Source organism: Demequina sp. NBRC 110052, assembly GCF_002090075.1.
Classification (GTDB): domain Bacteria; phylum Actinomycetota; class Actinomycetes; order Actinomycetales; family Demequinaceae; genus Demequina.
Genome location: NZ_BBRI01000004.1, coordinates 88,712 through 101,813 on the forward strand (window position 1 = coordinate 88,712; position 13,102 = coordinate 101,813).

Here is a 13,102-nt window from a genome sequence, read left to right on the forward strand (position 1 = left end):
ATTGCGATCCTAGTTCTGTCACGTACACGTGCGCATTACACGCACGGCGACGCGCATTTCCTGCGTGTTAACTTCTCGTTGCATTTCCCACTTGTTGACATTTGAGCCTCCGGTCGGCGCTAACGTGGCACACATCCCCACGCGACATCGCCGGTCGCGGCACACCCCCACAGCACTGAGGAGAGCCCTCTTGAGCGACCCCGCACGCACCCTCGCAGGACTGCCCGTCTGGGACGGCACGGCCGCGCGCGGCGTCGCGACAGTGACCTGGAGCGCAGGCCGCATCGACGACGTCACAGCATCCGAGGCCTCCGTTCTTGCCGACGAGTACAGCGTCATTCCGGGCCTGATCGACACCCACGTGCACCTCGACTCGTCGGCGGGCAGCGCGCCGACGGACTGGGCCACCTGGCCGATCATCACCCCCGCAGCGGAGAAATCGCTTCACGTCGTCGCGCATGCTGCCGCTGCCGCGCGCGCTGGCGTCACGACCCTGCGTGATCTCGCGGGCTCAGAGGTGCAGCTCGCAGCGGCGCGTGGACTCGACGATCGACTCGTTCCTGGTCCCCGCCTGCGCGTGTATGGCACGGTCGGCATGACGGCAGGGCACGGCGACCTTTTCACTCCTCCGCACTACCCACACCGGGCTCCGACCGCAGACTCGCCCGACGAGTGCCGGAAGCTTGTGCGGCAGTGGGCACGCCAGGGCGTGCACGGCATCAAGATCCACCTGTCTGGCGGCGTGCTGTCGATGGGAGACGGCGTGGGCTGGCGCAACCAGACCGACGCTGAGATTGCCACGACCATCGACGAGGCCCACGCGTTGGGGATGCTGGTAGCGGCGCACACGCACTCGGTCGAAGGCGTGGACCGTGCTCTCGCCCACGGGGTCGACTCGATCGAGCATGGCACGGGCATTCTCGAGCGTCACTGGGCCGAGCTTGCCGAGCGGCGCATTCCTGTTGCGCCCACGCTCCTGATCAACGACCGCATCGCTGCACGTGAGATCCCGGTCACGGACGAGGCGGCTGACAAGGCCAAGGGCGTGGTCGCTGAGCGTGACGAGCGGTTCGTCGGCGCCGCCAGGGCCGGGGTGAGGTTCGTGCTCGGAACCGACGCCAATGGGGTGATGGTGCGGTTCGGTGACCAGCACGAGGAACTGCGCCACATGCAGGCGCTCTTCGGATGGACGGCCGAGCAGGCGATGATCGCCGCGACCTCCGACGCCGCCGACGCGATCGGAATGCCGAGCCTGGGTCGCATCGCGCGAGGTGCCGAGGCCGATCTCGTCGTGGTCAAGGGACGCCCCTGGGAGCGTCTCGAGGACCTCACCTCTGACTCGATCGTCGCCGTGGTCAGCCGCGGCGAGACCATCTTCGGCGCGCTGCCGGAGCTCACCCCCACTCAAGGAGCAAGCAAGTGACCATCCCCGCCCGCATTCCCCCGCGGCGCCTGGCCATGCCAGTGGCCGCCGTCGCATTCGCCACCGTGCTCGCCGGGTGCTCCGGCGCGTCGGAGACGCCGACGTCGGACACCCCAGACGCCGAGCCGGCCGCAGTGCAGGACGTCGTCTTCGCACTCAAGGAAGACCCCACCTGCCTCGATCCGCAGCAGACCTCGATGACCACCTCGCTGAACGTCGGCCGCCAGCTCACCGATTCTCTTCTCGACCAGGATGCTGAGACTGGGGATATCGTGCCCTGGCTCGCCTCCGACTGGTCGGTGAACGACGACGCGACCGCGTACACGTTCACCCTCGCCGAGGGGGTCACGTTCTCGGACGGCACCGCGCTGACCTCTGACGTGGTCGCAGCGAACTTCGACGCGATCGTGGAGCTCGGGGCCGCCGCGTCCCTGGCGAGCGCCTACCTGGGTGGCTACGCCGGTACCGACGTCATCAGTGACACCGAGTTCACGGTGAACTTCTCCGCGCCGAACGTCCAGTTCGCTCAGGGCGCCACCACCATGAGCCTCGGCATCCTGTCCGCGGAGACCGTCGCGGCCTCGGCAGAGGAGCGTTGCCTGTCCCTGGTGGGCACTGGCCCGTTCGTGCTCGACTCCTACGTCGTCAACGACTCCGTGAAGATCGTGAAGCGTGAAGGATATGACTGGGGCTCCGAGCTGCGTGGCCACACCGGAGAGGCGTACCTCGACTCGGTCACCTTCCCGATCATCACCGAGGCCTCAGTCCGCACCGGTGGCCTCGAGTCCGGCGAGTACGACCTCATCCAGGACGTGCCGTACATCGACGAAGCGCGATTCGCCGGTGACGAGTACCACCTCTACGCCGCTGCCAACCCCGGTGTCCCGAACGCGTTCCTCGTCAACACCACGCACGGGCTCATGGGCGAAGAGGCCGTGCGCCAGGCCATCACCAAGTCGCTCGACCGCGATCAGATCAACGTGCTCACCGGCTCGGTCAGCGGTCAGGCGCCCACGAGCGTCCTGACCTCCTCGACTCCCGGCTACACCGATCTCGGCGACACCCTCGCGTACGACCCCGAGGGCGCTGCCGCGCTGCTCGAGGCGGATGGCTGGGAGCTCGGAGCGGATGGCATCTACGAGCGCGACGGTGAGGCCCTGACGTTCACCGTGACCGCCTTCTACGCGCAGGACGTGCTCGAGGCGGCGCAGATCCAGCTCGCCGACAACGGCATCGACATGCAGATCAACATGGTCTCCGCAGGTGACTTCTTCGGTGCCATCGCCACGGGCGACTACGACGCTCTCGGCGCTGGCCTCACTCGCACCGACCCTGACGTTCTCCGGGTGCTGCTGTCCGTCGACGGGGGCTCGCGCTGGGCGATCGCGGAGGACGACGAGCTCGAGGCGCTGCTCCAGGAGCAGGCCGCGACGGTCGACACCGACGCGCGCCAGGCGATCATCGACGAGATCCAGCAGCTCGTCGCCGAGAGGGCCTACGTCATCCCGACGCTCGAGACCGTGCAGCTGCACGCCTCGTCGTCGTCCGTCGAGGGTCTGACCTTCGACTCGGCTGCGCGCATCAACCTCTACGACGCCGTGGTCGTCGACTAAGCGAAGGGCGACCCACGTGAGATCAGCAGGAAGGCTTCACCGGGCGGGACCGCTCGTGCGGTTCGTGGCTCCCAAGGTGCTCCAGGCCCTGTTCGTGGTGTGGGCCACCTACACGGTGACCTTCCTGCTGATCCACGCCCTGCCCGGCGACCCGGTGCTCGCCGCTCTCGCGGTGCGCGCCGGGGACGCCGCGACCACCGACCCGGAGGTGCTCGACGCGCTCCGGGCGCAGTACGGCCTCGACGGGTCGGTCCTCCACCAGTACGTCACCCACTTCCTCGCCCTGTTCAGGGGAGACCTGGGCGTCTCCATGGCCACCGGATACGAGGTGTCCGACATGGTGGCGCGGGCGCTCCCGAAGACGGCCGCAGTCGCGGCACTCGCGCTCGCGCTCGGGTTCGCCGGTGCGCTCTCCTTCACGATCGCCGCGTACCTCGCCCGCCCCCACTGGCTGCGCAGCACGATCTCTCAGATCCCGCCGCTCGGCATCGCGATCCCCGCGTTCCTCACGGGAGTGGTGCTCATCAGCGTCTTCTCGTTCCAGCTCGGTTGGTTCCCCGCCTCCGGCGCCAACGGATTCTCTTCGATCGTGCTGCCCGCCATCACGCTGTCCCTTCCCACCGGTGCCGTCTTCTATCAGGTCTTCTCCGCGGCGGTGTTCGAGGCCGGCGATGCGGGCTTCGTCCGCACTGCGCAGGCCAAGGGCCTCAGCCAGCCTGTCGTCATCGGGCGCCACATCCTCCGCAACGCGGTGCTGCCCGCGATCACGATCATCGGCATCCAGATCGGCTACCTCGCAGGCGGCACCGCCGTCGTCGAGACGGTGTTCTCCCGCGACGGCATCGGACGCATCACCGTGGACGCGGTCCTCGCTCGCGACATCAACGTCGTCACCGGCGTGGTCATGGTGGTCGCCGTCATCTATGCGGTCACGACCATGATCGTGGATCTCCTCTACGGCGTGCTCGACCCCCGCATCCGCACTCGCGTCGCCGCGAAGCCCCGCGCACGCGCGACGACTCCGGCAGGAGGTGCAGACGCATGAGGCGGCTGCTCAACCCCGTGGCGCTGCTCTCAGTGCTCGTGCTCGCGGTGACCCTGGTCGCCGTGATCTGGCCCGCGCTGCTCGCGCCCTATGACCCGTTCGACTCCGTCGGCACCGCACGACTCGAGCCGCCCAGCTGGGACCACCTGTTCGGCACCGATGCGCTCGCCCGTGACGTCTTCTCCCGCGTCGTCCATGGTGCACGTCTCTCGCTCCTCGCCGCGGTTCTCGCCACCACCGCGGGTGCGGTGCTCGGTGCTCTGATCGGACTCGTCAGCGGCGCCGCAGGCGGTCGCGTCGACTTCGCGGTGATGCGAGTCGTCGACGTCATGCTCGCGATCCCCGGGATTCTCCTCGCACTCATCGTCGTCGCGTCGCTGGGCTTTGGCGCGGTCTCGATCGCGATCGGCGTCGGCCTCGGGGCCACCGGCTCGTTCGCTCGCGTGATGCGCGCCCAGGTGATGCGCGTCAGGAACGAGGAGTACATCGAGGCTGCCCGCACCATGGGATTGCGGCGCCCCACGATCCTGCTGCGGCACGTGCTTCCGAACGCCTCGAAGCCGATTGTCGCGATGGCGTCCACCGAACTGGCGCTCGCCATCCTTGCGGTGTCCGCGCTGAGCTTCCTCGGCTTCGGCGCCCAGCCGCCGACTCCCGAGTGGGGGTCGCTCGTATCCGACGGACGCCAGTTCATCGCCACCGCGCCGTGGCTGAGCATCATGCCCGGATCCGTGATCCTCGTCGTCGTGCTCGCCGTCAATGGCGTCGCCCGCAACCTCGGAGGCAACCGATGAGCGATGTCCCTGTGCTGAAGGTCACCGACCTCCACGTCACCTACGGCTCCGGCGCTGCCCGCCATCACGCCGTGCGCGGCGTCGATCTCGAGCTCGCCGCGGGCCGCATCCTCGCTGTGGTCGGCGAGTCGGGGTCCGGCAAGAGCACCGTCGCCAACGCGGTGCTCGGGCTCCTGCCTGACGGGGCGCGCCGCACCGAGGGCACGGTCGAGGTCGACGGCATCGAGCTCACCGCGCTGCGCGAGCGTGCGCTCCGACGCCTCAGGGGAGACGTAGTCGGCTTCGTCCCTCAGGACCCGTCGCGCAGTCTCAACCCGGTGCTGAGGATCGGCGAGCAGATCGCCGAGGCTCTGCGTCGCCACACCGGCGCGAGCCGTGCCAACGCCGCTTCGCGCGCCATCGAGATCCTCGACGAGGTGGGCATCCCTGACCCCGAGCGGCGAGCCCGCCAGTACCCGCACGAGCTGTCCGGCGGGCTCAGGCAGCGCGTGCTCATCGGTATCGCATGGGCGTGCACACCCCAGATCGTCGTCGCTGACGAGCCCACCAGCGCACTCGATGTGACCGTCCAGCGGCACGTGCTCGACCGGATGGAGTCACTGCGCGCGGCCCACGGCACCGCCGTGCTGCTGATCACGCATGATCTCGCCGTCGCGGCCGATCGCGCCGACGACATCGTCGTCATGCAGCAGGGGATCATCGTCGAGTCCGGCCCCGCGGCGGAGGTCCTCGCGGCGCCCCAGCACGAGTACACCCGTGCGCTCGTCGCGGCAGCGCCGGGTCTGCACTCGGCCCGGCTCCGTCCGCGTGCCGAGGTCACTGCGGTCACGGCCGACGCGTCAGGGACTCCGCTGCTCAGCGCGCGAGGTCTCGTGAAGACCTACCCGGGCGACGGCGGCTCCGGCGCGGTCCACGCCGTCACGGGGGTCGACCTCGAGATTCGTCGGCGGGAGACCTTCTCCATCGTCGGCGAATCGGGATCCGGCAAGTCCACCACCGCGCGCATGATCGCGCGGATCATCGATGCAGACTCGGGCGAGATCCGCTTCGACGGCGAGGAGCTCTCCGCGATGGAAGGGGAGCGGCTGCGGCGCTTCCGCCGATACATCCAGGTCGTCTTCCAGAACCCCGTCGGATCGCTGGACCCGCGGATGAGCGTGGAGAAGCTCGTCACGGAGCCGCTCCGGGCGGGCGGCACGATGTCGCGCAGGCAGCGCGCCGCGACGGCCGCCGAGCTGCTCGACCAGGTGAGGCTCGGTCCGGAGCATCTCGAGCGGCGGCCCGCCCAGCTCTCGGGAGGCCAGGCGCAGCGCGTCGCGATCGCCCGAGCGCTCGCCGTGCGGCCCGAGCTGCTCGTGCTCGACGAGCCGGTCTCGGCGCTCGACGTGTCCGTGCAGGAGCAGGTCCTGCAGCTGCTCGTGGATCTCCAGGCGGAGCATGGCCTCACGTATCTCTTCATCTCTCATGACCTCGCGGTGGTCCGCCAGATCTCCGACAGCATCGCCGTGATGTCCCAGGGCGCGATCGTCGAGCGTGGGCCGGCCGCGCAGGTCCTCGAGGCCCCGGGAACCGCCTACACGCGCGAGCTCATCTCAGCGATCCCCGGAGCGGCCGTCACCGCCTGACCGCACCGGCGTCGGGCGCGACTCTCCTGAAAGGGCGTCGGGCGCGGCTGGCGACCTGGAGGGTCTCCCGTGAGGCTCCCCGAGCCGGGTACTCCCGTCCCCTAGACTCCCTGGCATGCATCTCAAGACGCTGACGCTGCGCGGCTTCAAGTCGTTCGCGTCGGCGACCACCCTTGAGTTCGAGCCAGGGGTGACGTGCGTCGTCGGGCCCAACGGCTCCGGCAAGTCGAACGTGGTCGACGCGCTCGCGTGGGTGATGGGAGAGCAGGGCGCCAAGACCCTGCGCGGCGGCAAGATGGATGACGTCATCTTCGCCGGAACCTCCGGTCGCGCACCGCTGGGTCGCGCCGAGGTGTCGCTCACGATCGACAACGCCGACGGCGCGCTCCCGATCGACTACGCCGAGGTCACGATCTCGCGCACGCTGTTCCGCTCGGGCGGGTCCGAGTACGCGATCAACGGCTCGCCGTGCCGCCTGCTCGACATCCAGGACCTGCTGTCGGACTCGGGCCTCGGCCGAGAGATGCATGTCATCGTGGGCCAGGGTCAGCTGGACGCGGTGCTGCGTGCCACACCCGAGGACCGCAGGCACTTCATCGAGGAGGCCGCGGGAATCCTCAAGCATCGCCGCCGCAAGGACAAGGCGCTGCGCAAGCTCGACGCGATGCAGGCCAACCTCACGCGCGTGCAGGACCTCACGACGGAGATCCGCCGCCAGCTGGGGCCGCTCGGCAAGCAGGCTGAGGTGGCGCGACAGGCGCAGGTCATTCAGATCCAGGTGCGCGACGCGAGGTCTCGACTGCTGGCCGATGACCTCGCACGCCTTACCGCCCAACTTGAGCAGGAGAAGGCCGACGAGACCGCGCTGCAGGAGCAGCGCGCGACGCTCGAGGCCTCGCTCACTGCCGCGCGCACGCGCCTCGCGGAGCTCGAGCGCATCGCTGCCGAGGCCACGCCGGCCCTCACCAAGGCGAACGACGTCTACTACCGGCTCAGCGCCATCCGCGAACGCCTGCGCAACCTCGCGAACCTCGCCGACGAGCGCCTCCGCATGCTCGGCACGCACGTCGACTCGTCGCCGCCCACCGACCTGGTGGATCTGGACGAACAGGTCGAGCGCGCCAAGTCCGCGCGCGCGGAGCTGCACTCCGAGCTGACGGCCGCCGGCGCGGAACTCGAAGCCGCCGAGGCGGCGCGCAAGGACGCCGAGGACCAGGCCTACAACTCGGAGCGGCACCACGCGACCCTGCTGCGCTCGGTCGCCGACCGGCGCGAGGGCGTCGCCCGCGTGGCGGGCCAGGTCGCGGCCAAGCGCTCGCGAGTGGAAGCGTCCGAGGCCGAGATCGGCCGACTCCAGGAGTCGCTCGCCTCCGCCGAGAAGCGCGCGCACGAGGCGACGACCGAGTTCCAGGCGCTCGAGACCACCGTCGCCTCCGTGGAGGAGGGCGAGGAGGACCTCGACACGCAGCACGAGAGCGCGACCGAGGCGTGGGACGCCGCCAAGGAGCGGTTGTCGGAACTGAAGGATGCGCTCAACACCGCGATGCGGGAGCGCGACACGTGGGCCGCGAAGGCCGAGGCGCTCGAACTCTCGCTTGCGCGCAAGGATGGCGCGGGCGCGCTTCTCGCCGAGGGTGTGCGCGCGGTGCGCGGCACCGTCGCCTCTCTGGTGGAGATCGAGGCGGGCGCCGAGGACGCGATCGCCGCGGCGCTCGGACCTCTGGCAGATGCGCTCGCGGTGGACTCCGTCGAGGATGCCGTGGACGCGATCCGGTGGCTTCGCGACGAGGACGCCGGCCGCGCTCGGTTCGTCGTCGCGGACTCGGACGCGGTCGCTGACAACCCCGGCATCGCTCTTCCCGAGGGTGCCGCGTGGGCGTCCGAGCTTCTGTCGGGGCCCGCGGGGATCGTCGACACCGTCAGGGCGTCCGTGTCCGGCGTCGCCGTCGTCGAGGACCTCGTCGCGGCTCGCTCGCTGGTCACGGCTCACCGCGGCATCACTGCCGTCACCCGGCGTGGCGACCTCTTGGGCGGACGCAGCGCGTACGGCGGCGCCGGCGATGCGCCCAGCGTGCTGCACATGCAGGCCGCACTCGATGACGCGCGCGACAAGCGCGACGCCGCCGCGCGGACCGTCGAGGCCACGAGCTTCGAGATCCGCGGAGCCGAGGAGGCGGAGGCCACGACGCGCGCCGCCTATCAGCACACGCTGGAGCGCCTCAACGAGTCCGATGCGCGCATGGCCGCCGTCGCCGAGCAACTCGGCCACCTCAACGCCTCCGCGAGGGCCGCGAAGGCCGAGGGAGAGCGCCTGCAGGTGCAGCTGGACGAGGCCGCGCAGCGGATCGCCGCCGATCAGGAGGCGCTGGTGGAGCTCACCGAGCGTCTCACCGCCGCCCAGGCCGAGCCGGAGCAGTTCGAGGCGGACGTCGCGACCGCGCAGCAGGCGCGCGATGCCGACGCGCAGGCCGCAGTGGCGGCCCGTGCGCGGGAGACCGAGGCGCGTCTTGCGCTGCGCACCGCTGAGGAGCGCGCACGCGCCCTCGCCGCGCGGGCGGAGAGCCTCGAGAAGGCGGCCCAGGCGGAACGGGACGCGCGAGCGCGCGCGGCGGAAGCGGCGGCGCGGCGCGAGCGCCAGGCGGTCGCGGCGCGCGAGGTCATCGCGGGCGCTACCGATGCCCTCCAGGCGATCGACGTGTCCGTGCAGCGCGCCGACGACGCGCGCGCCGAGGCTGAGCTCGCGCGCTCCGAGCGGGCGGGGGAGCTGTCGGAGGTGCGCCGCAAGGTCGATGACCTCGCGCAGGAGTACGCGCGACTGACGGACGACGCGCACCGCGACGAGGTGGCGAAGGCCCAGATGAAGGTGCGACTCGAGCAGCTCGAGCAGCGCGCCATCGACGAGCTGAACACCGACCCCGCCGTGCTCGTCGAGGAGTTCGGGCCCCACCTTCCCGTGCCACTGCTGGGCGAGGCGGGTGACCGGGCGCGCGCATCGGCGCAGGAGTCGGGCGAGCAGCTGCCCGAGGACTGGACGCCCACCGAGCCATTCGTGCGCGAGACACTTGAGAAGAGGCTGCGCCAGGCCGAGCGCGCGATGGGCCAGCTGGGCCGCGTCAACCCGCTCGCACTCGAGGAGTTCGCGGCGCTCGAGGAGCGCTACACGTTCCTGCAGGAGCAGTTGGCCGACATCAAGAAGTCGCGTGAGGACCTGCTCGAGATCGTCAAGGAGATCGACGAGCGCGTGGAGCGCATCTTCGTCGAGGCCTTCGAGGACACCGCGAAGCAGTTCGAGCGGATCTTCCCGCGACTGTTCCCCGGGGGCGAGGGACGGCTCGTGCTGACGGACCCCAAGAACATGCTCACCACGGGCATCGAGGTCGAGGCGCGTCCCGCAGGCAAGAAGGTCAAGCGGCTGTCGCTGCTGTCGGGCGGCGAGCGCTCCCTCACGGCCGTCGCGATGCTCGTGGCGATCTTCAAGGCACGCCCGAGCCCGTTCTACGTGATGGACGAGGTCGAGGCGGCGCTGGATGACGTCAACCTGGGGCGTCTGCTGGAGATCTTCACGGAGCTGCAGGAGGACTCGCAGCTCATCGTCATCACGCACCAGAAGCGCACCATGGAGATCGCCGATGCGCTGTACGGCGTGACGATGCGCGGCGACGGCGTGACGACGGTCATCTCGCAGCGACTGCGCGACGAGGGCGACGCCGCCTAGTCGATCAGCACGACCCGCAGGTCGTAGTTCTCAGCCTCGCCACCGAAGAACGTGGTCACGGCGATGATGATGCGGCCGGCGGGCAGCACCTTATCGATCATGGGGTCGGTCAGCGCCAGCGAGGTCGCCTCGGGACTGTCATCGGTCCAGCCGATCCGCACCGGCGTGCCGTCCACGAACTGGACGAGCTCGAGCACGAGGTCCTGCTCGCCGAGCGTGGCAGCCTCTACCCTCAGCCGCTGTGCGGTCGGATTGTCAAGGCACACGTACTGGGTGGGCTCGGCGAACGTGCGCTGCTCCCCGGCTGCGATCGTGGGGGAGCCGTCGCACACCGACGCGGTGATGCTGGCGAGCACGGAGCTGACCTCCCCGGTGCGCATCACGGAGCCCGCCGGACCGGCGTAGAGAGTGAGGTCGCCCGTCTCCACGCCGAACCACGCCTCGGCGGCGATCAGGTGCAGTCCTGCAGGCAGGTCGACGGTGACCTCGGGGTCGTAGCCGTACACGTCGTCGTTCGCCCGCACGGTGCGTGCGATGCCGTCCGCGTCGAACGTGGAGACTGCGAGCTGGAGGTCCGGGCCGCCCTGGTCTGGCGCGAGGTCGGAGTGCGAGATCGCGCCTGCGACGATGAAGGTGGGCTCTTCGAGTTCGAGGCACAGGAACGGCGCGTCGGACGAGGCCTCGATCTCGCCCGCCCCGGTGACTAGGGGCACCTCGGCGCCGCACGCGTCGGCCGTGGGGGTGACGGCGCCCGACGCGGAGGGCGCCTGTGACGAGGCCGCGAACGTCGCGCTGTAGACGAGGAACGGGGGAGCGTCGCCCCCGTCGAGCGCAGTGACCCGGCCCACGTACGTCCCGGGATCGAGCACGAGCGTCAGCACCGGGTCGGCGCCGAGCGAGGAATCCGCGCGGGCGAGCGGCGTGCCCCCGGAGTTCTCGAGAGTGATGGAGATGCCCTCGGAGACGTCGAGTGCCGCGACGCCCAAGGTGAGTTCGACGCGGTCCTCGAGCACGAGGCAGAACTCGCTGGGCGCGTCCGTGGTCTGACTGTCGAGCGCGATCTGCTCGACGCCCAGGGCCTCGCATGCGGAGGCGCCCGCGGTCGGCGACTCCGTCGCCTCGGGGTCCTCGCCACGCGCGAGCCTCCAGCCGAGCGCGCCGGCGGCGATCACGGCCACGCCGATCGCGGCGATGATCACGTACCTCGCGAGCGGGCCAGAAGATGCGGTCTCCGTGGCCTCGGGTGCCGCCGACGCCTCGTCCGGCTGCTCGCGATCACTCATGAGGGAAGCGTAGACGGCGCCTCGCGCGTTGAGGGGGAGGACGCTCGCGGTGGCGCCCCCTATGCAGGGGGCTTGCTCGATCGTGGCGCACGCCTGATGCTGGTGTCCGGAATATCCGTTTCGCGCCCCTGGTGGCGCTGAGCCTGGGAGGCACATTGTTCTCGTTCGACGACATGCAGGGCGCGATGATCCCCGCGATCGCGCTGTCCGTCATCGTGATCGTCGCCGCGCTGCTCGCGGAGGGCCGCGGCGCGCACCTCGTGCGCAGCGTTCTGCGACTCACCGAGCGTCCCCTGAAGGGCCGACCTCGCGCCGAGATCGTCGAAGAGGTGCGGGCGGAGATGTTCGGCACCGAGGTGCCACGCTCGGGCGAGTGGGAGCTGGTCGGCGACGTGGACGCGCCAGAGGGGCCCCGCGTGTCGTTCCGCGAGACCGTGCGCGAGGTCGTCAAGCGCTGACGCGCCGCGCGCCTCTGAGAGACTGTGCCCGTGGACGTCTCATGGATTCCTGGAAGCGCTGACCTCGTCGTCGTCATCGTCGCCGTGCTTGCCGTCGGAGGCGGCACCGCGGCGCTCCTGACCCGCAGGCGTGGACTGCCGGCGCCGAAGTCGCCCGCAACGCCGGCCACACCCGCATCGGGCGATGTCGACGCGGAGTCGACCGCGACGACGGTCGCCGCCCCCGAGGCGCCGGCGAGCAGGCTTCAGCGGCTGCGCTCGCGGCTGGGCGGGGGACTCGGCGGTTCGCTCCTCGCGATCTTCTCGCGTGACTCCCTTTCTCAGGACGACTGGGACGAGCTCGAGGAGACGCTCCTCGCGGCAGACGTGGGAGCGGCGGCCACCGACGAGCTGCTGGCGGACCTGCGCGCCCGGCTCCAGCGCACGCCCGACGAGGATCCTCGCGCACTGCTCCACGAGGCGCTGCTGGAGATCGTGGACCCCTCGCTCGACCGCTCGCTCGCGCTCGACGGAGAGGCGCCGGCGACCGTCGTGGTTGTCGGCGTCAACGGCGTGGGCAAGACGACCACCGTCGGCAAGATCGCCCGCGTGCTCGTCGCGCAGGGCAAGTCCGTCGTGCTCGCGGCCGCCGACACGTTCCGTGCCGCGGCAGCCGACCAGCTCGAGACGTGGGGTTCGCGCGTCGGCGTGCCCGTCGTTCGCTCGCATGCCGACGGAGCGGACCCCGCCTCGGTCGCGTTCGAAGGCGCAGCGAAGGCGCGCGACGAGAGCACCGACGTGCTGCTGGTCGACACTGCGGGCCGCCTCCAGAACAAGGCTGGCCTCATGGACGAGCTCGGGAAGATCGTGCGCGTCGTGTCCAAGGTCAGCGCACCGCGCGAGGTGCTACTCGTGCTCGATGCGACCACGGGTCAGAACGGGCTCACGCAGGCGCGCGTGTTCGGTGAGGTCGCGCCTCTCACGGGCATCGTGCTCACCAAGCTCGACGGCACTGCCCGCGGAGGCATCGTCATCGCGGTGCAGCGCGAGCTCGGCGTGCCCGTGAAGTTCATCGGACTCGGCGAGGGCGAGGACGACCTCGCGCCGTTCGATGCGGAGCAGTTCGTCGCTGGCCTGCTCGGCGAATAGTCCGGTTCCTCCCCGGAG

General features: G+C 70.3%; 9 protein-coding genes. 8 read left to right on the forward strand and 1 reads right to left on the reverse strand.

What is annotated here, in order from left to right; genetic code table 11:
- Positions 1-190: 190 nt before the first annotated feature.
- The 6 genes from B7K21_RS11295 to smc all read left to right on the forward strand — a co-directional run bounded on the left by B7K21_RS11295 (position 191) and on the right by smc (position 10,215).
- Positions 191-1,423 carry an amidohydrolase family protein gene (locus B7K21_RS11295; protein ID WP_159448520.1) on the forward strand — a complete coding sequence of 411 codons (1,233 nt, stop codon included), beginning with the start codon at positions 191-193 and terminating at the stop codon, positions 1,421-1,423.
- Positions 1,420-3,036: an ABC transporter substrate-binding protein gene (locus B7K21_RS11300; RefSeq protein ID WP_084075626.1), complete on the forward strand. Its 1,617-nt coding sequence runs from the start codon at positions 1,420-1,422 to the stop codon at positions 3,034-3,036. The genes B7K21_RS11295 and B7K21_RS11300 overlap by 4 nt, the downstream gene beginning before the upstream one ends.
- A gap of 16 nt (positions 3,037-3,052) precedes the next feature.
- Positions 3,053-4,081, forward strand: coding sequence for an ABC transporter permease (locus tag B7K21_RS11305; protein ID WP_144016209.1), 1,029 nt, complete (start codon positions 3,053-3,055; stop codon positions 4,079-4,081).
- Complete coding sequence (locus B7K21_RS11310; RefSeq protein WP_084075630.1) at positions 4,078-4,875, forward strand: ABC transporter permease; 798 nt, start codon at positions 4,078-4,080, stop codon at positions 4,873-4,875. The genes B7K21_RS11305 and B7K21_RS11310 overlap by 4 nt, the downstream gene beginning before the upstream one ends.
- The gene (locus B7K21_RS11315; protein WP_084075631.1) at positions 4,872-6,500 is read left to right on the forward strand and encodes an ABC transporter ATP-binding protein; all 1,629 of its coding nucleotides are present in this window, start codon (positions 4,872-4,874) and stop codon (positions 6,498-6,500) included. Before B7K21_RS11310 ends, B7K21_RS11315 begins: the two co-directional genes overlap by 4 nt.
- Positions 6,501-6,615: 115 nt before the next feature.
- Entirely contained in the window at positions 6,616-10,215 is a 3,600-nt protein-coding gene (smc, locus tag B7K21_RS11320) for a chromosome segregation protein SMC (protein WP_084075632.1), read from the forward strand.
- On the opposite strand, the gene B7K21_RS11325 is transcribed toward smc, so the two are convergent.
- Positions 10,212-11,498, reverse strand: coding sequence for a hypothetical protein (locus B7K21_RS11325; RefSeq protein ID WP_084075636.1), 1,287 nt, complete (start codon positions 11,496-11,498; stop codon positions 10,212-10,214). The two genes, smc and B7K21_RS11325, sit on opposite strands and share 4 nt — an antisense overlap.
- Before the next feature lie 155 nt (positions 11,499-11,653).
- On the opposite strand from B7K21_RS11325, the gene B7K21_RS11330 reads away from it, so the two are divergent.
- Both B7K21_RS11330 and ftsY read left to right on the forward strand, forming a co-directional pair.
- The gene (locus B7K21_RS11330) at positions 11,654-11,956 is read left to right on the forward strand and encodes a hypothetical protein (RefSeq protein WP_144016210.1); all 303 of its coding nucleotides are present in this window, start codon (positions 11,654-11,656) and stop codon (positions 11,954-11,956) included.
- Positions 11,957-11,980: 24 nt separating this feature from the next.
- A complete protein-coding gene (gene ftsY / locus B7K21_RS11335; protein ID WP_373994286.1) occupies positions 11,981-13,084 on the forward strand; it encodes a signal recognition particle-docking protein FtsY in 1,104 nt (367 codons plus the stop codon).
- The last annotated feature ends 18 nt before the right edge of the window (positions 13,085-13,102 follow it).

Coding starts and splice junctions, on each gene's coding strand:
- B7K21_RS11315 (WP_084075631.1), top strand. CDS start 4,872: ATGAGCGATGTCCCTGTGCTGAAGGTCACCGACCTCCACGTCACCTAC.
- smc (WP_084075632.1), top strand. CDS start 6,616: ATGCATCTCAAGACGCTGACGCTGCGCGGCTTCAAGTCGTTCGCGTCG.
- B7K21_RS11325 (WP_084075636.1), bottom strand. CDS start 11,498: ATGAGTGATCGCGAGCAGCCGGACGAGGCGTCGGCGGCACCCGAGGCC.
- B7K21_RS11310 (WP_084075630.1), top strand. CDS start 4,078: ATGAGGCGGCTGCTCAACCCCGTGGCGCTGCTCTCAGTGCTCGTGCTC.